24 protein-coding genes are annotated in these 23,054 nt (G+C 61.1%); 11 read left to right on the plus strand and 13 right to left on the minus strand.

Annotation, left to right across the window (positions count from 1 at the left end; genetic code table 11):
* Positions 1-61 precede the first annotated feature (61 nt).
* A complete protein-coding gene (locus KVG85_RS09505; RefSeq protein ID WP_076563347.1) occupies positions 62-826 on the plus strand; it encodes an SDR family oxidoreductase in 765 nt (254 codons plus the stop codon).
* Between the two features lie 57 nt (positions 827-883).
* On the opposite strand, the gene KVG85_RS09510 is transcribed toward KVG85_RS09505, so the two are convergent.
* Together KVG85_RS09510 and KVG85_RS09515 are read right to left on the minus strand one after the other, a co-directional pair.
* A complete protein-coding gene (locus KVG85_RS09510; protein ID WP_217863683.1) occupies positions 884-6,346 on the minus strand; it encodes a trifunctional serine/threonine-protein kinase/ATP-binding protein/sensor histidine kinase in 5,463 nt (1,820 codons plus the stop codon).
* A 56-nt stretch (positions 6,347-6,402) separates the two neighbouring features.
* Positions 6,403-7,074, minus strand: a complete 672-nt coding sequence (locus KVG85_RS09515) for a response regulator transcription factor (RefSeq protein ID WP_016774275.1) — start codon at positions 7,072-7,074, stop codon at positions 6,403-6,405.
* A gap of 199 nt (positions 7,075-7,273) precedes the next feature.
* On the opposite strand from KVG85_RS09515, the gene KVG85_RS09520 reads away from it, so the two are divergent.
* The 8 genes from KVG85_RS09520 (at position 7,274) to KVG85_RS09555 (ending at position 13,352) form a co-directional block, all read left to right on the plus strand.
* Positions 7,274-8,278 carry a GlxA family transcriptional regulator gene (locus KVG85_RS09520; protein WP_217863684.1) on the plus strand — a complete coding sequence of 335 codons (1,005 nt, stop codon included), beginning with the start codon at positions 7,274-7,276 and terminating at the stop codon, positions 8,276-8,278.
* A 96-nt stretch (positions 8,279-8,374) separates the two neighbouring features.
* A complete protein-coding gene (locus KVG85_RS09525) occupies positions 8,375-8,761 on the plus strand; it encodes a response regulator transcription factor (RefSeq protein WP_217863685.1) in 387 nt (128 codons plus the stop codon).
* Between the two features lie 553 nt (positions 8,762-9,314).
* Positions 9,315-9,680: a DUF6124 family protein gene (locus KVG85_RS09530; RefSeq protein ID WP_217863686.1), complete on the plus strand. Its 366-nt coding sequence runs from the start codon at positions 9,315-9,317 to the stop codon at positions 9,678-9,680.
* 115 nt (positions 9,681-9,795) lie between these two features.
* Positions 9,796-10,155, plus strand: coding sequence for a DUF6124 family protein (locus tag KVG85_RS09535; protein WP_217863687.1), 360 nt, complete (start codon positions 9,796-9,798; stop codon positions 10,153-10,155).
* A 302-nt stretch (positions 10,156-10,457) separates the two neighbouring features.
* Positions 10,458-11,660 carry an NAD(P)/FAD-dependent oxidoreductase gene (locus KVG85_RS09540; RefSeq protein WP_217863688.1) on the plus strand — a complete coding sequence of 401 codons (1,203 nt, stop codon included), beginning with the start codon at positions 10,458-10,460 and terminating at the stop codon, positions 11,658-11,660.
* 41 nt (positions 11,661-11,701) lie between these two features.
* A complete protein-coding gene (locus KVG85_RS09545; RefSeq protein ID WP_217863689.1) occupies positions 11,702-12,634 on the plus strand; it encodes an MBL fold metallo-hydrolase in 933 nt (310 codons plus the stop codon).
* Positions 12,635-12,812: 178 nt separating this feature from the next.
* The gene (locus KVG85_RS09550; RefSeq protein WP_071172028.1) at positions 12,813-13,019 is read left to right on the plus strand and encodes a hypothetical protein; all 207 of its coding nucleotides are present in this window, start codon (positions 12,813-12,815) and stop codon (positions 13,017-13,019) included.
* Between the two features lie 84 nt (positions 13,020-13,103).
* Positions 13,104-13,352: a DUF6555 family protein gene (locus KVG85_RS09555; RefSeq protein WP_016774267.1), complete on the plus strand. Its 249-nt coding sequence runs from the start codon at positions 13,104-13,106 to the stop codon at positions 13,350-13,352.
* Here the strand turns inward: KVG85_RS09555 and KVG85_RS09560 are convergent.
* The 3 genes from KVG85_RS09560 to KVG85_RS09570 all read right to left on the minus strand — a co-directional run bounded on the left by KVG85_RS09560 (position 13,349) and on the right by KVG85_RS09570 (position 16,145).
* A complete protein-coding gene (locus KVG85_RS09560; protein WP_217863690.1) occupies positions 13,349-14,083 on the minus strand; it encodes a class I SAM-dependent methyltransferase in 735 nt (244 codons plus the stop codon). The two genes, KVG85_RS09555 and KVG85_RS09560, sit on opposite strands and share 4 nt — an antisense overlap.
* 178 nt (positions 14,084-14,261) lie before the next feature.
* Positions 14,262-14,771, minus strand: coding sequence for a nucleoside deaminase (locus KVG85_RS09565; RefSeq protein WP_041480581.1), 510 nt, complete (start codon positions 14,769-14,771; stop codon positions 14,262-14,264).
* 33 nt (positions 14,772-14,804) lie between these two features.
* On the minus strand, positions 14,805-16,145 hold the full coding sequence (locus KVG85_RS09570; RefSeq protein WP_160768886.1) for a nucleobase:cation symporter-2 family protein: 1,341 nt from the start codon (positions 16,143-16,145) through the stop codon (positions 14,805-14,807).
* Between the two features lie 202 nt (positions 16,146-16,347).
* Between KVG85_RS09570 and KVG85_RS09575 the strand changes: the two genes are divergently transcribed.
* A complete protein-coding gene (locus KVG85_RS09575) occupies positions 16,348-17,262 on the plus strand; it encodes a LysR family transcriptional regulator (protein WP_217863691.1) in 915 nt (304 codons plus the stop codon).
* Here KVG85_RS09575 and KVG85_RS09580 read toward each other — a convergent pair whose 3' ends face one another.
* Complete coding sequence (locus KVG85_RS09580) at positions 17,263-17,688, minus strand: VOC family protein (protein ID WP_217863692.1); 426 nt, start codon at positions 17,686-17,688, stop codon at positions 17,263-17,265.
* A gap of 158 nt (positions 17,689-17,846) precedes the next feature.
* Positions 17,847-18,302, minus strand: a complete 456-nt coding sequence (locus KVG85_RS09585) for a winged helix-turn-helix transcriptional regulator (protein ID WP_130888629.1) — start codon at positions 18,300-18,302, stop codon at positions 17,847-17,849.
* A 105-nt stretch (positions 18,303-18,407) separates the two neighbouring features.
* Here KVG85_RS09585 and KVG85_RS09590 point away from each other — a divergent pair, with 105 nt between their 5' ends.
* Positions 18,408-19,631, plus strand: a complete 1,224-nt coding sequence (locus tag KVG85_RS09590) for an MFS transporter (protein WP_217863693.1) — start codon at positions 18,408-18,410, stop codon at positions 19,629-19,631.
* Between the two features lie 112 nt (positions 19,632-19,743).
* On the opposite strand, the gene KVG85_RS09595 is transcribed toward KVG85_RS09590, so the two are convergent.
* From KVG85_RS09595 to KVG85_RS09620, 6 genes are all read right to left on the minus strand, one after another.
* Positions 19,744-19,890, minus strand: coding sequence for a hypothetical protein (locus KVG85_RS09595; protein ID WP_016774259.1), 147 nt, complete (start codon positions 19,888-19,890; stop codon positions 19,744-19,746).
* Positions 19,887-21,056, minus strand: a complete 1,170-nt coding sequence (locus tag KVG85_RS09600) for a zinc-dependent alcohol dehydrogenase (protein ID WP_073475215.1) — start codon at positions 21,054-21,056, stop codon at positions 19,887-19,889. The genes KVG85_RS09595 and KVG85_RS09600 overlap by 4 nt, the downstream gene beginning before the upstream one ends.
* Positions 21,057-21,097: 41 nt before the next feature.
* The gene (locus KVG85_RS09605) at positions 21,098-21,325 is read right to left on the minus strand and encodes a PLD nuclease N-terminal domain-containing protein (protein WP_024012535.1); all 228 of its coding nucleotides are present in this window, start codon (positions 21,323-21,325) and stop codon (positions 21,098-21,100) included.
* Positions 21,326-21,411: 86 nt separating this feature from the next.
* Positions 21,412-21,867 (minus strand): DUF421 domain-containing protein, encoded by a 456-nt coding sequence (locus KVG85_RS09610; RefSeq protein ID WP_217863694.1) that lies wholly within the window; start codon positions 21,865-21,867, stop codon positions 21,412-21,414.
* A 7-nt stretch (positions 21,868-21,874) separates the two neighbouring features.
* Positions 21,875-22,393 (minus strand): hypothetical protein, encoded by a 519-nt coding sequence (locus tag KVG85_RS09615; RefSeq protein WP_137213261.1) that lies wholly within the window; start codon positions 22,391-22,393, stop codon positions 21,875-21,877.
* Positions 22,390-22,899, minus strand: a complete 510-nt coding sequence (locus KVG85_RS09620) for a CinA family protein (protein WP_217863695.1) — start codon at positions 22,897-22,899, stop codon at positions 22,390-22,392. Before KVG85_RS09620 ends, KVG85_RS09615 begins: the two co-directional genes overlap by 4 nt.
* Positions 22,900-23,054 lie beyond the last annotated feature (155 nt).

The following is a 23,054-nucleotide window of genomic DNA, read 5'->3' on the forward strand; positions in this document are numbered from 1 at the left end:
CGGAGCAGGTTTTCTCCATCATGGCTCACATACCAATCAATCCACTTGCGGGACGCAGCTCATGAAACTTGAAGCCAACACGATCTTCATCACCGGCGGCACTTCCGGCATCGGCCGCGCACTGGCCGAGGCCCTGCATCAGCGCGGCAATAAGGTCATCATCGCTGGTCGTCGCCAGACCCTGCTGGCAGAGATTGCCCAGGCGAATCCGGGCATCGACACCGTGCAGCTGGACATCAACGATGCGCAGCAGATCAAGGACGTCGCCGCCGAAGTCATCCGCCGCCATCCGTCGTTGAACGTGATCATCAACAACGCCGGAATCATGCCCTTCGACAACGCGGGTTCCGGCGACTACAACGATGAACAGGCCGTCGGTCTGTTGCAGACCAACCTGCTCGGCCCAGTGCGCGTCAGCGCGGCGTTCGTCGAACACCTCAAGCGCCAGCCCGAGGCCTACATCATCAACAACAGCTCGGTGCTGGCCTACCTGCCGCTGGCGACCACGGCGCTATATTCGGCGACCAAAGCGGCGATCCATTCCTACTCGCTGTCGCAGCGTTTCATGCTGCGCGACACCAGCGTCAAGGTCCTGGAAATCGCGCCACCTTGGGTTGATACCGACCTGATTCACAAGAGCGGCGACGAGCGCGCCATGCCGCTGGGCGAGTTTATCGAGGAAACCCTGATCAAGCTGGAAACCGCCACCACCGAAGTGCTGGTTGACCGAGTCTTGCCGCTGCGAGCCAACCAGGGCGCGAACGAGCACGGGTTGATCGAGCAGTTCAACCTGTCGCTGCTGGAAAATCCTATTCCGGTGGCCTGAACTCACCGACAGAAACACCCGGGCTCAATGCCCGGGTAGCCTGGCTGTTGATCATGTTCATTCACAACGCGGCAAGCCAAACACCACCCGCGCCCCGCTCGGCTCATTGCGCTCGGCCCACAAGCGTCCGCCGTGACTTTCAATGATCGTGCGGCAGATCGACAGGCCCATGCCCAGCCCGGTGGATTTGGTGGTGTAGAACGCCGTGAACACTTGCTCTGCCTGTTCGCAGGCGAAGCCCGGACCTGAATCGCTCACGCTGATTTGCACGCTGTCGCCTGACGCTTCACTGCGAATCAGCAGGCGCCGCTGCCCTACCTCCATGTTCGCCATGGCTTCGAGGCTATTGATGATCAGGTTGAGCAACACCTGTTGCAGTTCGACCCGGTCCGCCACTACGAAAGGCAAATCTGCCGCCAGCTCAACGCTGACTTCGGCGCCGTGCTTGAGCGCTTCGCCACGGCTGAAATCGACCATTTGCTCAATCAGCAGATTGAGGCTGACAGGCTGGCGCTGCGGTGGAGTTTTGTGAATCAGCGCGCGGATGCGCCCGAGTACGTCGGCTGCGCGATTGCCGTCGACAATGATATGCCGCAGGCCCTGCTCCACCTCGTCGAGGTTCGGTGGCCGCGCACCGAGCCAGCGTAGCGCGGCATTGGCATTGGTTACCGTGGCGGCTATTGGCTGATTGACTTCGTGAGCGATCGACGCGGCCAACTGGCCCATGGTCGCTACGCGATTGGCGTGGGCCAGTTCCGTTTGCACCTGGCGATAACGGCGCTCGCCTTCGCGCACGTGTTCTTCGGCGAGCTTGCGTTCGCTGATATCCAGCACGAAGGCCAAACCCTGCTGCTGACTCGCCTCGAATGCGGCCAGACCGACAATCACCGGCAGCCGACTGCCATCCTTGCGGATGTATTCCTTTTCGAATGGCTGGGCGCGGCCGGTGCGGATGGCGGTTGCCAATGCGGCGTCGCTGCTGGCGCGCATTGACGGCGGGGTCATGTCGCGCCAATGCACGAGACCCGATAGCAGCTCATCCCGGGCGTAACCGACCATGCGCAGGAACGCGTCGTTGGCCTCGATGATCTTCCCCTCCACGCTCCACACGACGATGCCAATGATGTTCGCATCGACCAGCCGACGGATTTTCGCTTCGCGCTCGGCGAGGTCGCGGTACAGGCGCGCGTTGTCCAGCGAGATCGCAGCCTGCGACGCCACCAGCCGCAGCACGGCCAGACGCGCCGGGCTGAACACGCCGGCGGACAGGTTGTTTTCCAGATACAACGCCCCGACCACCCGTGCCTGATTCATCAGCGCCAGGCACAGGATTGAGCGCGCGCCACGCTGCTGAACGTATGGATCTGCAGCGAATAGCTGATCCGCGACGGCATCGTCCAGGCACAGGTTTTCGCCGGTGCGCAGCGTCTGGTAGAGCACCGACTCAGCCAGCGCCACCGCCTGCAGCGGCGCGTTGCACAGCTGCGTGGCACCGTCGCCGATACGGGTTCGCGCAGCGACATAGGGAACGTCGGCGTTCAACAAAATAAGCAGGCCATGCTCGGCCCCGGCCTGTTCGATCGCGGTGCGCATCACCGTTTCGATCAAACGGTCCAGGACGATCTCGCCGGAGACTGCTTGAGAGACCTTGAGCACCGTCGCCAGGTCGAGATGTTCAACTGGCGTAATGAGCGTGGTGACCGGATTCGGTTGCGCCTCTTCGGCACGCAGAAAACGATGACGTCGCTCCAGCTCCCGCACCTTGCCAGCAGCCCCCCAACGCAGATAGGCGTAGCGTGCGTCGCGCAGGTAACCCCGGGATATCCTGGCCAGCCCGCGAGCGCTGTAGAACCGTGCGGCCAGTTCGTTGGCCAGCGCTTGGATATGTAGCAAACCATTGTCCTGAGCCAATTGAATGGCTTGCTCGTACTGCAATTCGGCTTCGAGCAACTGCCCGGTGACGCGCGCCATTTCCGCGCCGACCAGCGCCACCTGACTGGCGAAGGTCTCTGCACACAAGCGCGCCCACGTCTGCAACTGTTCATGATGTTGACCCAGACGCTGCAAAGCACCCGCGTCAGTTTCGCCGTGGGCCGCCAAGGTCAACGCCGCGTAGAAATGGTATTCGGCCTCCTCGAAAAACGCCGAAACCACCCACAAAAGTCCCTGCGCCTGGGCCGCGCACTCAGCGGCCGCCGCGTAATCCCCGGCCAGATAGCGCGCCTGCAACTTGCGTACCCAGTACTTGCCGCGCGCCAGCGCCAGATCCGCCGAACCGGCCAGATGCGCTTCGACAGCTGTTTCATCGAACCCCTCATCGTCGAAACAGCCGAACGTCGGCGTCTGCCCGCGCAGCATGCGGATCAGCGTCAACTGGCAGCGCATGAAATCCGCCACCAGACCGAAACCGACCTTTTGTGCATAGACCAGCCCTGATTCCGCTTGCGCCTGCACCTCGGCCAGCGGCTCGCCGATAAACAACAGATCGGAAATCAGGCTGTTTCCAGCGAACGCTGCATACGGCAGATCGCCGCTGCGATGGGCCGCGTTGAGCGCACGGCGCAACAGTTCGCGGCACTCGCGCACTGGCCGCATCCAGCGCACCACGAAGATCGAGAAGCACAACCAAGTGCTCGCTTCATAACGCGTGAGCCCGCGCCGATCAACCAGATCGCAGCCCAGACGGCCAAATCGATAACCAGCGGCATAGTCGCCAAAACGCGGCCCCGACACGCGCCCGAAGTTGGCATAGAGCAGGCAGGAGGCGTCGCAGTTGCCATATTGCAGGCTCAGGCTGATCGCTTTGCAAATGGTCAGGCTGGCGAGGTTCAGATCCGACTGCACCGCCGGCGCGAAGAGTTTGCCTAGCGCATCGAGGGTGGCCCGCGCGGCAGGATCCTCCATCAGCGGCAAGTCGATCATCTGCTCGATACTGCGCCCGCGCAGGCTGGTCCAGACCTGCTGGTATTCGTCGCGCACCTGAATATCGTCCGGACGCGCTGGCCAATCGATGCCGACCTGACGCAGAAAGGCCAGACACACCGTCACCGCCCGGTCACTGCGATCAAGCAGCAAGTAGACATCCATCTGCAGGCACGCCACCGCCGCGCGCTCGACGGTGGTCAGGGCGCGCTCGGCCAATGTCGCCAGGTGCGAGTCGGCAAGCTGCAGTTGGCCGGTGAGAAATTCGCACTCGGCACGGTCCAGCTCCAGAGCGAAACCCAGTTCATGCCGACTGTCATAACCCTGCTCGCCCAACAGTTCTGCGCCGGCCCCCAGATAGGTCAGTGCTGAGGTATAAGCGGTCGAGGCCTTCGCTCGCTGGCCGGCGAGCAGGTTGAACTCGGCCAGCTGCTCGCGCTCGGCACGCAGGCTGATCAGATGCGCACCGCGATTGAGCTGGCCGACAATCTCGAAGATCGCCTCCTCGCGCCGCTCCCCCTGGGTTTGCAGTGCCAGCAGCCGGCCGATGCGCAGGTGCATTTGCGCCCGTTCGGTTTCAGCGATCAGCGAATACGCCGCCTCATGGATGCGATCATGCACAAACCTGTAGGCACCGTCCTGACGCTCGACCAACTCCAGCCGCACCGCCGGCCACAATGCGGAGTGAGCGTGAGGCACCGGCACATCAAGGACTGTGGCCAGCGTGTCGAGACGTGCGACGTTGCCCAGGCAGGCCAGTTGTTGCAGCGCCTGGCAAGTTTCTTGGGGCAGCCGCGCCAGTTTGCCGACCATCAAATCGACGACATTGTCGGTGTAGCCCTTGCCGTTGATCAGGTGCACATCCCAACGCCAGCGCTGGCGCGCAGGCTCGTATCTCAGCAGCTTCTCCTCGGCCAGGGCGTGCAGAAACTGGATGACGAAGAACGGATTGCCAGCGGTCTTGTCCAGCACCAGCCGCGCCAGCCCGACAATGCTCGCCGGCGGGCAACGCAGTGATTCGCTGATCAGTTGTTCGATGTGCGCGCCAGCCAGTGGCGCCAGACGAATTTCGTCAATGTGTACGCCGGCGTGATGCAGGGTCTTGAGTGTGCGGCTGAGTGGGTGATCGCCATCTACCTCGTTGTCGCGATAAGCACCGACCAGCAGCAGATGAGGGGTCTCTGCGCGACTGAGCAAATCTTCGAGCAGATCAACGGTGGCCGCGTCGAGCCATTGCAGGTCGTCAAGGAACAGCGCCAACGGATGCTCGGCCTGAGCGAACACGCCGATAAAACGCTGCAAGACCTGAAGGAACCGCTGCTGCGCCTGTTGCGGCTCCAACTCAGGCACGGGCGGCGGCTCGCCGATGATCAGCTTGAGTTCGGGGATCAGATCGGTGATCAACCGCGCATTCGCTTCCAGTGCCCGCAACAGTGCTTCGCGCCAGCCCGCCAGTACGTCGGTGCGCTTGCCCAATAGCGTCCGCACCAGCCCCTGAAAGGCCTGAACCAGGGTCGAATAAGGCACGTCGCGCTGGTACTGGTCGAACTTGCCGGCGGCGAACAAGCCACGCGACGGCACCAGCACCTTGTGCAGTTCACTGACCACCGACGATTTGCCGATGCCGGAATAGCCGGATACCAGCACCAGTGTCGGCGCGCCTGTCTGCACCACATTGGCGAAGGCATCGATCAACGTTTGCACTTCGTGTTCGCGGCCGTAGAGTTTTTCCGGAATCAGCAAGCGTTCGCAGGCGCCCTGCTCGTCCAACGTGAACGTCTCGATCTGGCGCATACGGCGCCAGTCATCGAGGCAACGGCGCAAGTCATGCTCGACACCGACTGCGCTCTGATAGCGTTCCTCGGCCGTTTTCGCCAGCAGTTTCATGACCACTCGCGAGAACATCGGCGGCACCGTCGCCACCCGTTCACACACGGGCATTGGCAGCCGCGCGATATGGCAATGCACCCACTCCGTCGGGTCATTGGCACTGAACGGCAGCGAGCCGGTGAGCATCTGGTAAAGCGTCACGCCAAAGGCATACAGATCACTACGCGAATCGATCGAACGATTCATCCGCCCGGTTTGCTCCGGCGCCATGTAAGCCAGCGTCCCGGCGATAGATTCCGGTGGCGTGGGCGCTTGCCGCTCCCGTGGCAAGCGCGTGGCCAGGCCGAAGCCGGTCAGCCGCGCCTGCCCATCATGACAATGGACAAAAACATGCTGCGGTTTCATGTCTTTGTGCACCAGACCACGCTGATGCATATGGCCCAGTGCCTTGGCGATGTTCATGGCCAATTCCAGACAGGTTTCGATATCCAGCGGGGCGACCAGCAACCGCGACAACGGCTCGCCGCCCGGATCGTCGAACAGCAGACGAACTCGGGTGCCCGTACGCTCGAAAGCTGTCGGCTGCAACGCCCAGGCAGAATTGAGGTCGTCCCTGAGGCTGTATTCATGCGCAAGTCGCTCCAGGGTGCTCGGCAATGGCTGGCCCAGCGCCGGACGCACCGCCAGTAGGCTGCCATCATTCGAACCGCGCTCACGGGACAGCACCCGCTCGCCGTCGTCCCACAAAATCTGTTTTCTGCTGGCCATCTGCGTCGACACTGCTCAGGTTTTTTGCCGCACGGTGAGTTGCACGTCGCCAGCGTTCAGGGGTTGCGCTGGACAGGCTCGATGCCCAGCGCTTCTGCGATACGCACCAGATCGGCCACTGAACGTGCGGCCATTTTGCGCATGACCTGGCCACGGTGGACCTTGACCGTGACCTCGCTGAGGTTGAGCTGTCCGGCAATCTGTTTGTTCATCAGCCCGGCAATGACGAAGCCGAGCACTTCGCGCTCACGTGCGGTCAGGGTTTGGTAAGCCCGACACAAAACGGCGCCGGAGTGTTCGGCTGCTAGCCGCGCACGGTCGCGAGCCAACGCACTGGCCACGGCGTCGAGCATGTCCTGATCACGGAACGGCTTGGCCAGAAAATCCACCGCGCCGGCCTTCATCGCCTTGACGCTCATGGCGATGTCGCCGTGGCCGGTCATGAACACCACGGGGATGCGCAAGCCGTTTTTTTCCATCTGTTCCTGAAACGTCAGGCCACTTTCGCCGCGCAGGCGCACGTCGAGCACCAGGCAACCGGGTACCTCACGTTGCGCTTGCGCGAGAAAATCTCCGGCGCTGTCGAAGGTTTGCACCTGCAGGCCGATCGAGCGCAGCAAGCTGTCGAGCGCCTGGCGCATCGAGGCATCGTCATCGACCACGTACACCACTGGCTCGCCGAGCACGCCGGGACTCTGCGCAGGGCTGGAATGCGACCACAAGGTCATTGTGTCTCCTCGGCGAGATCGCAGCACGCATTGGGCTGGTCAATAAATCTAGTTCAGGATGGCCACCGCAGCCAGACACCGGCCGGACGGTCAGCAATCAGGCTAACAGTCAGCGCCATTGCCGGCCGGCCAGAAACCCCTGAAAATCGGCCAGGCTGAGGCAGTCCCGCCTTTAGCGCTGCAAACAGGCAGGCCCGCGATGTCCACTCATCCCGCTTTTACAACGGCTCCGCGCGACGTAGTGTTCATCGCCTACCCACGCCTGAGCCTGCTCGATCTCAGCGGTGCGCAAACCGTGTTCTGGGCCGCGAGCAAAGCCTTGGCCGAGCGCGGACAGCCCGGTTATCAACTGCACACCGCCAGCCTCAGCGGCGGCTTGATCCAGACCGTCGAAGGGCTGGCCATCGACTCCCAAGCGTTAACCACGCTCGACACCGCCGCGCTGGACACGCTGGTCGTGCCCGGCGCCCCTGACATCTGCCAGACCCTTGAGAAGCACCGCGAACTGAGCGACTGGCTGCAGGACCATGCTCACCTCGCCCGCCGCGTGGTCTCGGTGTGCAGTGGTGCGTTTCTGCTGGCTCAGGCCGGATTGCTCGACGCCCGCCGCGCTGCCACTCACTGGGCGATGTGCGACGCTTTGCGCGATCGCTTTCCAGCGGTCGAGGTAGATGCCGACGCGATCTTCATTCAGCAAGGCAAGGTCTGGACCTCGGCCGGAGTCACCGCCGGGATCGATCTGGCGCTGGCGCTGGTCGAGGCCGATTGCGGCCGTGAAGTGACGTTGCAAGTCGCGCGGGAACTGGTGGTGTACATCAAACGCCCCGGCGGCCAGGCGCAATACAGCACGCTGCTGCAATCGCAGGCGCAGGACGCTGCGATGTTCGATGATCTGCACCTTTGGCTCATGGAGCGCCTCGGCGATCCGAATCTGACGGTGGAGCGCCTCGCCGAGCAAGCCGCAATGAGCCTGCGCAACTTCACGCGGGTCTATAAAGCGCGCACCGGGCGCACACCGTCGAAAGCGCTCGAGCTGTTCCGACTCGAAGCGGCCAAACGCCTACTGGAAAACTCCCCGCACAAAATCGAACGAATCGCCCGCCTCTGCGGCTTCAACGATGAAGAACGCCTGCGCGCCTGCTTCCAGCGCCACCTGTCGATCTCCCCGCGCGACTACCGCAGTCGCTTCAGCCGCGATGGCTGAACCGCTATACCTACGTATAGTTTTGCCCGCTGGCCATCAGCGTATGGTGCAAGAACGACAGGAGTCACCAGCTCGGCCACCCGGCCCGGGAGCGTTATGCACAAGACGCATGTCATTGCAGTAGTGGACGACGACGAGGCCATGCGCACGTCGCTGAGCAGCCTGCTGCGAGCGTCGGGTTATCGAGTGCTCGGCTATGCGGCGCCGGCGGATTATCTTGAATCGGATGGGCCGGCGCAGACTGATTGTCTGATTTCCGATATGCAGATGCCGGGCATGAGTGGTTCGCAGATGCTGGATGCTCTGCGGGCGCAAGGCTGGAGGATGCCGGTGATTTTCGTGTCGGCGCATCACGGAGATTTGCCTTGCGACAAGTCCCGAGCGACTGATGTCGTTGCCTGCCTGCGTAAACCCTTTGCGGCGGACGAGTTAGTTGCCTGGGTCGAGGTTGCACTGCGTACGCTCCAAGCTAGCGGAATCTAAAAAACTGACCCACCGCAGTTACCCTTGTGGGAGCGAGCTTGCTCGCGAAAGCGATCGCTTGATCAACGCCTCCCTTTGGCCATATTCCTCTTTCCACGGCGCAACGGCCTTGAAATCGGCTTAAACCAGATTTGGGTCTCCTACATCCTGAAAGAGGTGAGATGAGCAGGCACGTACAGCGCATAAACACGACTTGGCAATCACGTTTAAATTACACCTACTTTTACCGCAAAAAGCCTACAACGCCTTGCGCCGCTGCCTACCGGTACTTCAGAATCCGCCGGCTTACACAGCTATCGGTTGGGCTATATCGTTTCCCTGTCACTGCAAAACAGTGATCGGGTTTGGTAGCCCGTTTCTTGATAGTTGTACGGCTTCCCCATATGCGGCCTCTATTTCGAGGCTCAGCTCTCTATGGTGGCCATGCGTGGGGCTCATTCGTGAGCGCCGGGGTTAACTATCTTGACCGGTCTACCAACCCGCGTGTGGCCGCCACCCATCGTTTGGTAGCGATAGTGACGGCTCTTCATTCCTTCAAGGTAGAGAGTCATTTATGTTCAAAGTAACGCCCAACCCGCCAGAAGCCGATTCGATCCCGTACGACCCCGCTCTGGAACCACAGCGAATAAAAGACACAGCCGCTCGTGCCATCAACTTTTACCTCGACCCTCAGACGCTCAAAACCACCAAGCCCAAGCGCCAGCCGGGCAGGATCTTTCTCATCGATCCCACGGTGGACGAGGAAACGTTGCTCGTCGAAGCCTGTGAATCGCTGGCCGCCGCCAATGACATGGCCCGCGAAATCGGTGGCGTGATCGACCATCCACAGCGTCGATCGCTGCTGATGTTGCAGCAGGTGATCATGTTGAGTGAGCTGATCGTCAATCGCGTGCTCGACAGCCGACGCGTGTCGAGCTAGCCGGCAACCCAGGCAGGAGGGGGCATGCTTCCTCACTGCCAGCGGACGCGCCACAGCCGTGGCGCGGCATTCCCATACTCAGACGCTCAAGCGGCTCTCATCGGAGTTTCAGCTGATGTCACAGACACCGTCCCATCCGCCGGTCACCGACCCGGTATCGCCTTACGAATCCTTTAATTCAAAAAAACTGCACGACGCCGCCGAGCGCGCGCTCGACCATTACCTCGCGCCGACCAAGATCAACGCCACGCCCTACAGTCCCAACACCCTGTTTATGGTCAACCCGGAATCAGACACCGAATCCCTGCTGGTCAACGCCTGCGAATCCCTGGCCTCGGCCACGGTGATGCTCGGTGATTTCGCCGGAATGCTGGAAGGCTCAAGGCGCAATACCCTGTTGGGCATCGCGCAGGTGGTCATGCTAGGAGAATTGGCCGTCAACAAAGCGTTGGATAACGTAGTGCCCACCGACTGAACAACGGCATCGGCCGTGCAGGCGTGCTGGCACCCTGCGCGGCGATGTTCGTTTCGAACAACACCTGGCCGATATTCCCACCTCGCCCCCCATACCTTCGTATACCCCTCTTCCACCCATGCGTACCCCCCGCACACCGATGGACAACTGCGCACGCAGCCTCCGCGCCCTAGCATGACTCTCGACGGCGAACGATTGAGCGCCAGGCAGTACGGCAAGCAGTTGCGGCGGCCAGTGATCGTCACGCCAGAGTCCGCGTCGGGCTCGGGTGTCATCCATCCATCAGCGTCAGGGAGCACATTATGAAACAGCAATTATTGGTCATCGGTGCAGGGTTCGGCGGGCTGTGGAGTGCGCTGAGCGCTGCGCGTTTGCTGGATATGCATGCCCGTCAGGATGTCGATATCACCCTGCTCGCCCCGCAAGCCGAGCTGCGCATTCGCCCGCGTTTCTACGAGCCGGACGTGCACAGCATGTACGCGCCGCTCGACGCGTTGCTCGATGCAGTGGGCGTGCGTTTCGTCAAAGGTACCGCTGACAGCATCGACGCCGAGGCGCGCCGAATCGGTTACCGCGACGAGGCCGGGCGTCCGGGTCAACTGAGCTACGACCGGCTGGTTCTCGCCAGTGGCAGCCAGCTCGCACGGCCGCCGGTTCCAGGGCTCAAGGAGCATGCGTTCGATGTCGATCAGATCGAATCCTCGGCGCGTCTGGAACGTCATCTCATCGCCCTCGCCGACCAACCGGCCAGCGTTGCCCGCAACACCGTGGTGGTCGCCGGTGGCGGTTTCACCGGGATCGAAACCGCGACGGAAATGCCGGCGCGCCTGCGCGCGATTCTCGGTGAGGATCAAGACCTGCGCGTGATCATTGTCGATCGCAGCAAGGACATCGCCGCGACCATGGGCGATGGCATTCGCCCATCGATCATCGAGGCGTCCAATGAATTGGGTATCGAATGGATCGTCGACGCCAGCGTTGCCGCTGTGGATGCCAACGGCGTCACGCTTGCCGATGGCCGCCACATTGAAAGCCACACCGTCATCTGGACCGTGGGTTTCCGCGCCAGCCCGCTCACTGAACAGCTCGACGCCGAACGCGATGGCCAGGGTCGCCTGCATGTCGACGGCAATCTCAAGGTGCAAGGCATCGATCACGTCTTTGCCGCCGGTGATGTCGCTCGCGCCGCTACAGACGACCTCGGCAACTATGCCGCGATGTCTTGCCAGCACGCGATCAGCCTGGGTCGCTACGCCGGCAACAACGCCGCCGCCGATCTGCTCGGCGTCGCTCCGACGATTTACCGCCAGCCGAAATACGTGACGTGCCTGGATCTCGGCGCCTGGGGCGCGGTGTACACCGAGGGCTGGGATCGACAGCTGAAACTGGTCGGAGCCGAAGCCAAAGAGCTGAAGACGCAAATCAACACTGTGTGGATCTATCCGCCGGCCGCCGATCGTCGCACCGCCCTCGCGGCTGCCGACCCACTGATCCCGGTGGCTTGATTCCGCCCCTGCCCTTTTGCCCTGAGAACAAGGAGAACACCATGACCCTGCATCTGGATTCCTTCACCGCCAACCGTGCCGTGACCCTGCAAACCCCGAGCGAAGAACTGGTGCCGTCGCGCTACGCCCTGCGCCTGGGCGACATCGATGTGATGGTGATCAGCGATGGCGTGCTGCCGTTGCCGACCCAGACCATGTCGACCAACGCCGATCCCACCGACCGAGCCGCCTGGTTCAAGGAAATGTACCTGGGCCCCGATGCGTTCGACTGGGCGCTCAACGTGCTGGTGGTGCGCAGCGGCGAGCAAGTCATCCTCGTCGACGCCGGTCTCGGTGGCCAGTTCCCCGGTTTCCCGCGCGCCGGGCAGTTTCCCAAGCGCCTGGCCGCTGCCGGGGTGGACCTCGCTGATATCACCGATATCGTCATCACCCACATGCACATGGACCACATCGGCGGCCTGCTGGTCGACTCAGTGAAAAGTCGTCTGCGTGAAGACGTGCGCATCCACGTCACCGCCGCCGAAGTGAATTTCTGGACCACACCAGACTTCACCTACACCGACATGCCGGCGCCAGTGCCGGACGTCCTGCGCAGCACTGCCAACGCGTTCATCGATCACTATGAAAGCAAGCTGCAGATCTTCGAAGACGAATGTCAGGTCGCCCCCGGTGTGGTCGCCAAACTTACCGGCGGGCATACGCCAGGGCACTGCGTGGTCTATGTCAACTCCGGCGGCGAGCGCCTGACCTTCGCCGGTGATGCGCTGTTCCCGGTGGCGTTCGATCATCCTGATTGGCACAACGGTTTCGAACACGATCCGGCGAAATCGGTGGAAGTCCGAGTGCGCATGCTCAAGGAAGCCGCCGCCAGCGGCGAGCTGTTCGTCGCCACGCATCTGGCCTTCCCTTCGGTGGGTAGGGTCGCGATCAATGGTGCTGCTTTCCGTTGGATACCTGCGATTTGGGATTACTGATTGCGCGCCAGAAATCTTCGCCCGGCTTCTGCCGGGCGAAACCTTTTTCACCGCCATTGCTACGCAGAGCCGCGCGGGCGGTGACCATCCTTCGGTTGCTGTGTACCCTTTCTGCATCAAACAAATCTGTGCAGAGAACAGAGCGTTGGCATATCTGGATTGGGTGCAATGGCCGGCGATGCTGGTCACCGTTCTGGCCGCGTGGCTGATCGGTTCGCAACAACCGCAACGGCGCATGAGCGGCTTCGTTTGTTTCAGTCTGAGCAATTTGCTGTGGGTGATCTGGGGCGTCCATGCCGGGGCTTACGCGCTGATCGTTCTGCAGCTTTGCCTGTTCCTGATGAACCTGCGCGGCTTCATGAAGAACCGCGTTTTAGAGCGCTGAGCGACGCTGATCATCCGGCGAGAAAATCCTTTGAATTTTTCTTGTCGGACAAAATCATTTACGTATGAGCGTAAGGAGGAACTCATGCGTAGCACCGATATTTTCGTCATCGAATACAAACATCACGACCAGCCAAAATCATTCGTCATCCGCGCCAAGAGTATGCGCAACGCCGACGCTTGGCATTGGGCGAGCTGTGACGCCGGTATTGCGCCGATTCCGAAACCGGGTAAACCACCGTTGAAAGTGGTTTCCAAACCCCAGGCCGAGCGCTATGGGATCACCGACGTGAAATGGCGCGAGACGGCAGCGCTGGACTGGACGGAGGCTTAGGCAAATCGGGTCGCCTGGCTGAGCTTGCACGTCAGCCAGGCGCCCCAGAACAAACTGCTGAAAAACCGTGTTGCATCGCCGAACCCGGCACCATGTAACAAGGCCTGCACCGCCGCCTCCGAGTGCGGCGGATCAGCGCCCTGCAAAATCTTCCCGAGTTTCGCCTGCACCTCGTCAGCGGTTGCGCCCTGCTGTCGCCAGCGCTGGCTCCAGGCTTGCAGCAGCAACGGTTGACTGGCGTAAGCGTAATGATTGCCGGCCACGATCAATGGCGCGCCGGGTTTGAGGCGGGCCTGAATGGAGCGCAGTATTTGTTGCTTGGCCTCGTCACCGCCCAGGTGATGGAGTACACCGATCAGGGTGGCGGCATCGAAAGATGCGTCGGCCGGCAAGTCTTCGACATGACCGAGATGTATCTGGACTCTGTGCAATAGATCAGTGGCGCGCAGATGTTCGGCCGCAGCATCGAGCATCGGCCTGGAAGGATCAACCGCAGTGAAGTGCCAATCCGGCTCCAGCGCGGCCATCGCGATAATTTCCTGCGCAGTGCCCCCCGCGCCCACCACCAGCACGTTTGCCGGACGCGACTGCCCAAGGCTGGCGGCGAGCATGCAGGCCGACAGGTCGTGACAGGCATCGTAGCCAGCCAGGGCAATGCGGCTTTGCCGGGCATATTCGTTGGCGCGGGAGGTGTCGAATTTGCCGGCGGCGTCAGTGGCGGGTTGGGTCATGGCGGTTCTCCTTGTCTTTGCGACACGCTACGCGGTGAGCGTGGAGAAGAAAAATCCAATGATTTCATGGGGGGCATTCCGCTGGGGAATGTGTGGATGTCATTTCGGCGAAGTAGAAGTGATGCAGAGCGTCAGCGGATGCGTCCCCACGCAGGAGCGTGGGAACGACCCATAACAACTAAGACCAGAACCCTTTATGCGGTTCAGCCGCCTCTTCCTCCAGCATCGGCCCGAAAACGCTCACCGTGCGCTGCCCTCTGGCAAACACTTCGCGACACGGCAACGAGAACGTCGGGTTCTCCGGATGATCGCCGGTCAGCCCGAGCAAAGCATGTTCCGACAGCGCATACACCACTCGCCCGACTCCGGTCCAATACACCGCGCCCGCGCACATGCAGCAAGGTTCGGCGCTGGTGTACAGCGTGCACGCCTCCAGCTCCGTGGGTGACAACCGCTTCGCCGCCGCAGCGACCGCGACCAGTTCGGCATGCTGGGTGGGATCACCTTCCGGCGGCATCGAATTGTTGCCCGCTTCGGCAATGACCTTGCCGTCGCGGTCCGCCACCAGCGCCGCAAACGGGTGCCGGCCACGTTGTTTCGACGCCTGCGACAGGGCAATGGTCTGGCGCAGCAATGCCAGGTCCAGATCGCTGACGCCGGCCGGAACAAGCTGAGTGAATTGATTCATGGGTAACTCCTGGGCAGTGGGAAAAGACAAAGGTCAGTCAGCCAGTTCGGCCGTGGAAGCGCCGACGGCGTCGGTCGATGGTTTTTGTTTGTTGAGCAGTACGTTGAGCAGAATGGCGGTGATCGCACCGAGAAAAATGCCGCTATCGAGCACCAGTTTCAGCGTCGGGCCGACGTGTTCGAACAGGGCCGGAAACGACATTGGCAAGACGCCGACGCTGACCGACACCGCAACAATGATGGCGTTGCGTGTGCCCTCGAACTGCACCCGTGACAATTCCTGAATGCCCGCCACTGTGGTCATGCCGAACATGACGATCGCGCAGCCGCCCAGCACTGGAGTGGGCACCGCCGCAATCAGCGCGCCGAGCTTGGGGAACAAGCCCATCAACACCATGATTGCGCCAGCGGCCGCGACGACGAAGCGGCTCTTGATGCTTGAAAGCGCAATCAGGCCGGTGTTTTGCGTGAAGGCGTTGTAGGGAAAACTGTTGAACAGACCACCGAGCATGGTCGACAAGCCGTCGGCGCGGAACGCGTTGCCGAGGGTTTGCTGGGTGGTGGGTTTGCCGACCAGTTTGCCAATGGCCAGGCAGTTACCAGTGGTCTCGGCCATGATCACCAGCATCGCCAGGGTCATGATCAGAATCGGTACCAGAGAAAATTCCGGCGGACCGAACGCCATTGGCGCGCTCAACTCGAACCACGCCGCCTCGCTGACCCGATTGAAGTGCGTCATGCCGCAGGCGGCAGCGATCAGGCTGCCGACAAACAGGCCGATGAGCACGCTGAGGTTGCCGATGAAACCGCTGAATTTCGCATAAATCACCAGCGTCACACTGACCGTGGCCAGGCCCAGCAGCAGATTGGCCGGGCGACCGAAGTCAGGCGAATCGGGATTACCGCCACCCAGCCAGATTGCCGCCGCCGGCATCAGTGAAATACCGATGATGGTGATCAGGCTGCCAATCACCACGGGTGGAAAGAATCGCAGCAAGCGGCTGAACACCGGCGCCAGTGCGATGGTCAGGAAGCCGGCGGCGATCACCGCCCCAAAGATCTGGCTGAGGCCGAACTCCTTGCCGATCATGATCATCGGCGCCAGCGCAATGAACGAGCAGCCCTGAATCAACGGTAACCGCGCGCCGAACTTCCAGAAGCCGAGGGTCTGAATCAACGTCGCCACACCGGACGTCAGCAGGTTGGCGTTGATCAGTAAAACCACCTGAGCCGACGTCAGCCCCATCGCACTGCCCAGAATCAGCGGCACCGCCACCGCTCCCGCATACATCACCAGAACATGCTGCAGGCCGAAGGTGACCAACTGCCGCAGGGGCAACACCTCATCGACCGGGTGAACGCGTTGTGTAGTCATGGCACAAGCTCCTGAAGGGGCAGCGTTGGTTGTAATCGCGGGCGCTCAGTGATAGATGCACAGAAAGAATCGGCCCCGGCGTTCGAAGACGCGGGGTCATCCTTGAATGTTTTTAACGATGAAACAAATTGGCAACCATCGCTTTTTTCGATGGCAAAGACGCGGCACAATCGCCGTCTCGCTCAACCTCGGAGTACACCGCGTGCGCTTTTCACTCGATCAGTTGCTGATGTTCGTCCAGGTGGTGAAAAGCGGCTCGTTCTCCGCCGCCGGGCGCAAGTTGGGCAAGACGCAATCGACCATCAGCGCAGCGATCGCCAATCTGGAAACCGACCTTGGCGTCGAGCTGTTCGACCGCCGCAATCGCAGCCCTGCCCTCACCGCCAGCGGGCATAAATTGCTGGTGCAGGCAGAGGCGGTACTGGAGCGCTGCATGACCTTCGAGGCCCACGCCGATTGCCTCTCGGACAGCGTCGAACCGAGCCTGACCCTGGCGATTGAAACGCCATACGGCCCGATCATGCCGGTGCTGCAAGCGTTCGAGCAGGCCTTCCCGTTTGTCGATCTGATCATTCGTCACCCGGTCTACGGCGATGTCAGCGAACTGGTCAGCAGTGGCGAGGCGGTGCTGGGCGTGGCGTTTTCGCAGCCGGGCTATCCTCGGGAACTGGCGTTCCAGCAACTGGGCAAACTGATCATGCTGCACGTCTGCCATCCCGATCATCCGTTGGCGAAACTGGACAACGTCACCTTCGACGATTTGCATGTGCACCGGCGCCTGGCGTTCAGTGCGCACGCCAGCAAACTGCCGAGCAGTGAATACCTGCGTTCGACGCAACTGTGGCAAGCGGAAAGCTATCTGGCCCTGCTGGAAATGGTCCGCGCCGGCCTCGGCTGGGCGACTCTGCCGCGACAACTGATCCAGCGTGAATTGGGCAATGGCGACCTGGTCGAGTTGCAGCTGTCGGCCTACCCGCATACCGACTGGCAAATCGGCGTCGACCTGTTATGGGCGCGCCAACGGCCCTTGGGCACGGCCGAGCGCTGGCTGAAGGAAAAGCTGCAGGCCAACAAGGTTTACGAGCGCGATCGCAACGGCCAGATCACTACGCTGTGATCATTTGGCAAACACCTGACTCATGTCCTTGAATGCCTTGAATTCCAGCGCATTGCCGCAGGGATCGAGTAGAAACATGGTCGCCTGCTCGCCGACCTGACCCTTGAATCGAATGTAGGGCTCGATCACGAATTGCGTGCCGAATGACTTCAGTCGCTCGGCCAGTGCCTCCCATTGCTCCCACTCTAAAATGATGCCGAAGTGCGGGACCGGTACGTCGTGACCGTCTACCGGGTTGCTATTAATGCTTTGCTGGGCAGCCGTTTTCGGCTGTTCGTGGATCACCAATTGGTGGCCGTAGAAGTTGAAATCGACCCATTGCGCGCTGGACCGGCCCTCCTCCAGGCCGAACACTTCACCGTAAAAACGCCGGCAAGCGGCAAGATCGTAGACCGGGATGGCGAGGTGGAAAGGTGAAAGGCTCATCAGGCACTCCGGTAGTCGCGTTGCTGGAAATATGGCAACGGCGTACCGCTGCTGATCGAGGATCGAAAACAGCCTAGATCAAAAACCCGCCAGACGCCGACCCGACATGTCACGAGAAGGCGCGGCTATCGATACGCGCCACGGCTATCCGCCCGGTTTCACTGCCCGCGCCTGACAACCTGTCGGTGACAATCCTCCGGGCTCAGCACGGCACCGGCTCTGGAGCGTACGACAATGGTTTCAACGGGCTCGGCCCGTTCGTTGTCGAGCAGAATCGAGTGCTCCTCGCCTTCCGCGAACAGGAAGCGCTCGCCCCACTGCCGCAGGCTGACGACGATGGGGAACACCGCGCGGCCCATGTCGGTGAGCACGTATTCCTTGTATGCACTGCCATCGGACGCGGGCTGAATCTGCAGCACGCCGAGCTCAACGAGCATTTTCAGTTTGACCGTGAGGATGTTCTTGGCCAGGCCCAGACGTTTCTGGAATTCGCTGAACCGGCGCACGTCATCGAACGCATCGCGAATGATCATCAAGGCCCAGCGATCGCCAATGGCTTCGAGGGTTCGGGCCACCGGGCATTCGCTCTGTGCCAATGTTTGTTGTCGGGCCATGTGATTCCTTGGATCGGCTATTGAATGTGGTTGCATTTAACAACCCGAATGAATAAAGATCAACGTATCGGTTTCAATTCAAAACCACACTACGAGGAAGCAAGGATGCCGTGTCAGACGCAAAACCTGGTCAGTGCGCAAGCCGCAGCTGACAGCGCAACGACCGGGCTGAGTCGTTTGCAGACTTTTCTCTTTGCAATCACCTGCGCCATGGCGGTGGCCAATGTTTACTTCGCGCAGCCATTGCTGGAATCGATGGCCGCCAGCCTCGGGGTTACACCCGGTGCAATCGGCGTTGTGGTCACGGCCACGCAAGCCGGGTATGCGGTCGGGCTGCTGTTCATTGTGCCGCTGGGTGATCTGCTCGATCGCAAGAAACTCATCGTCAGCCAACTGCTGTTGTCTGCAACGGCGCTGTGTGCCGTGGGCCTGTCCGAGAGCTGGGGAGTGCTGCTCGGCGCCATGATGTTGGTGGGTCTGCTGGCGGTGGTGGTGCAAGTGGTGGTCGCCTGCACCGCCAGCCTTGCTCGCCCGCAGCAGCGCGGCGCCGCCGTGGGCACCGTCACCGGTGGCGTGGTGCTGGGCATTTTGCTAGCGCGTTTCGTTTCCGGCGTAGTGGCTGATCTGGCCGGTTGGCGCGGCGTGTATTTTGTCTCGGCAGTCATGATGATCGGCTTGGCCCTGCTGTTATGGCGCACCCTGCCCGCCTCGGCAAAACCGCCCGCACAGGGCAGTTACTGGCGACTGCTGCGCTCGGTATTGGAATTGTTTTTGACTGAGCGGGTACTGCGCGTCCGCGGCATCTTCGCCCTGCTGATCTTCGCCGCCTTCAGTGTGTTGTGGACGTCGATGGTGCTGCCGCTCAGCGCCCCGCCCCTGTCGTTGTCCCACACGCAGATCGGCCTGTTCGGACTGGCCGGAGTGGCGGGCGCGCTCGCCGCCACACGGGCTGGGCGCCTGGCCGATCGCGGCTTGGGCAATCGCACCACCGGCATCGCCCTGGCGCTGCTGACGCTGTCCTGGCTGCCCATCGCATTTGTCGACAGTTCGCTGCTGGCGATGGCCGTCGGGGTGATCCTGCTCGACTTCGCCGTGCAAGCAGTGCACGTGACCAATCAAAGCCTGATCTTCGCCGCACGGCCCGATGCGCAGAGCCGACTGGTCGGTGCGTATATGTGCTTTTACTCGATGGGCAGTGGTTTGGGCGCTATCGCGGCGACGTATACCTATGCGCACTCTGGCTGGGTGGCGGTGTGTTTTCTCGGAGGCGGGATCAGTGCTGTGGCTTTACTGTATTGGGCATGGCTGGAATACCGCTACTCGAACTGAACCAGTGTGGGAGCGAGCCTGCTCGCGAAGACGGAGCATCAGTCAGCACAGAGTTGTCTGACCTGACGCCTTCGCGAGCAGGCTCGCTCCCACAGGTTGTTGCCAAGTGGAGCTACTTGCCCTCCTCAGGCTTCTCGGTCTGCATCTGCACCGACGGCTTGCTCTTGTCACCGTCCTTGTTGGGTGCATCGTTGGAATCGAAGCAGCCGCTCAACAGAAACATCGAGCAGAACCCCAGACATACGCAGATTTTTTTCATGACGATCTCCTGTCAGCAGTGGTATCGCTACCCGGTTCAAGCTTGACCTTGATCCAGCCGGATTGATGTTGATCAAACGCCTTGAACGCCGAAATCGCGTCAGTCAAAGGCTCGTCCTGAGTCAGCACTTTCGCTGGATCGACGCGCCCGGCGAGGGTCATTTCGATCAGCTTGGGAATGTATTTGCGGTGATGACAGTTGCCCATGTTGATGCGCACGTTCTTGTTCATTGCCTCACCGATCGGGAAGCTGTCGAACCCGGCAGGATAGACGCCGATGATGGAAATCGTGCCGGCCTTGGCCACAGCCTTGACCGCCCACTCCAGCGCTTGCGAAGGCGCATCGCCCGGTTGCCACTGCGCAGGATGATGATGGCCGTGATGGGAATGGTTGGCGTCGATGCCCACGGCTTCGATCACCCGATCGACGCCAATTTCAGCAGTCAGGCGCGCAATGGTTTCAACTGGATCTTCTTTCTCGAAGTTGATGCACTCGGCACCCAAAGCCTGCGCGCGAGCGAGGCGATCTTCCAGGCCATCAATGGCGAACACCCGGCCGGCGCCCATCAGTTTCGCGCTGATAATCGCAAACAGTCCGACCGGCCCGCAGCCGAACACCGCCACCGTGTCGCCGTCCTTGATCCGCGCCATGTCGGCGCCGAACCAGGCAGTGGGAAAGATATCCGACATGGCAATCGCCTGATCGTCGGTGATGGCGTCCGGCAGCTTGATCAGACCAATGTTGGCGAACGGGATTCGCGCTTTCTCGGCTTGCAGGCCATCGAACGGTCCGGTGGTTTTCGGCCCGCCAAAAAATGACGTGCCAGCGGTTTTACCGTTGGGGTTGGCCACGTCGCACTGGGCGAAATAACCGGCGCGGCAGTACGAGCAGTTGCCGCAGGCAATGGTCGAGGGAATCAGCACGCGATCGCCAACCTTGAGGTTGCGCACGTCTTCACCGAGCGCTTCGACAATCCCCACGCCCTCGTGCCCAAGGATCGTGCCGGGCTGCATGTCCGGCGCACTGCCGCGAATGAAATGCAGATCGGTGCCGCAAATGGCCGACGCGGTCAGCCTGACAATGGCATCGGTCGGCGCTTGAATGGTTGGCTCGGGAACATCGTCCAGGCGGATGTCCCCGACGCCATGAAATACAACAGCTTTCATCGTTCACCTCCCATTTTCCGGATGTGCGCAAATCAGGGTTCTTAACCCTTACTGTGCTCCGGCGACGAAGGCCCTTCCTTGACGCCGCGCGGGCCGGCGATGCCCCACACGATCAGGCCGAGCACCGGGAATACGATCAGACCGATCGCCCAGGCGGCTTTGACGCCGACGCTTTTGTTGCTGCGAAACACACTGACAATCGCCCACAGATCGACCAGCAGAATGATCACCGCCACGGCGATGGAAAAATAACTGGCTGCCTCGTTCATTTCGCAATCCTCCGATGACTTGTAAGCATTGGGCTGTGAGGCGTTTTCAGCGTTCAAAAAAAATGCAATCGCGCGGCACTAAAGGCTCAGCCGCCTTCCGGATCCTGGCGGATCACCGAGATCTTGCCGTTGCGCTCGATGATCGCGAATTTGATCTGCTCGATGGTTTCTATGCCCTGACTGGAGCGCGCCGCCTCCATGACATCCGCCTCGACCAGCCGCGCATGGCGCAGTCGGCGGTGCAACAGCTTGCCGTTCTCGACAATGATCGTCGGCTCGCCATCGATCAGCCGCGAGACCCAGCTCGAACGTTGCTTGAGCAGGGAAAAACCGACATCCACGGCAATCAGCGTGATGATCACCAGAAACGCATTGGTCAGGGAAAAATCATCGCCCAGCAACGCTTGCTGGGTGGCTTCGCCGATGATCATCAGCAAGACGAAATCAAATGTCGTCAGCTCCGCCAGCGAACGCCGGCCGGCAATTTTGAACAGCACCATCAGTGCCAGATACATCGCGAGTGCGCGCAACACCGAGTCCATGGGTCACCTATGGATAAATGAATTGAGTGAGCTTCACTTCGCTCGAGCCCGGCACGCGGATATGGCTGCGAAACAGGCCCAATCCGTCACCGCGCAGCGTCACATAGAGCGTCGCCTGGCCTTGGGCATCCGCCTGCAACCACAAGCGCATGCCCTGTTTTGAGCTGCGCATACGCACCGGGGCCGGTTGCATGGTTTCGACGCTGAAGCCATCGAGCATCTCGCCACCGATGTCGAGTTCGACAGTGGCTTCAGGCGCCGTGTGCACGCTGAGTTTCAGCGGGTTGGTCGAGCCGTTGCGATGGAACATCTCGTATTCGACCTGGACTTTGCCATCGGCGCTGCGGGCGTCCTGCGAACTGAGCACGCCACGGGAAAACAACCCCAACAGGCCCAGCAGCATGCACAGCACCAACAGGTACCAACCGATATGCTCGAAGCGCCAGACCTTCAACTGATAGGCCATGTCCTCCTGCACCGGGAACTGTCGGCTTTGCAGATCGGGATGGTCGGGGTCAGGCTTCATCGGCGCCACCCTCCTTCGCCGCGCAAGGCGCGACGGTGATAGTCCGGCAACTGCTGCAGGGCGAATTCAGAAGCGAGGGTCTGCACTTCACTGCGCGATCCGGCAAACCATTGTTGGGTGCTGAACAGAAAATGTCGGTCATCGAACTGAAACGCCCAGGCGAAACACACCGTGCCGGCCTTGATGCCGTCCATATCATCGGGTCCGAGAATGCCGGTGGTGGCAACGGCAATGTTGGCGGTGCTGTCGCGCAACGCACCGATGGCCATTTCACTGGCCACTTCCACGCTGGTCAGATTGAAGGTGTCCATGGTCGCCGGGCTGACGTGCAGCAGGCGCTGCTTGGCTTGCGGCGAATAGACCACATAGCCGCACTCGATCAGCTCGCCGCTGCCGGTGACTTCCGACAGCAACATGACGATTTCCCCGGCCGTGCAGGATTCGGCGGTGGTGATGATCAATGAATGTTGGCGCAGGTATTCAATCGTTTCCTTGGCAATGGACATGGCATGCTCTCGAAGCTGTTATTGCCGGTTGACCGCTCGCTGCGCGGTTCATTCCGCCGGATTGGATGAGCGTGTAAGCGACTCTTGCAGAGAAAGTTTTCCGCCCCGTTCGGCGCGATCACCTACCCTCATAGACTGTGTGATCTACTCGAGCC

This window comes from Pseudomonas triticicola (assembly GCF_019145375.1).
GTDB lineage: Bacteria > Pseudomonadota > Gammaproteobacteria > Pseudomonadales > Pseudomonadaceae > Aquipseudomonas > Aquipseudomonas triticicola.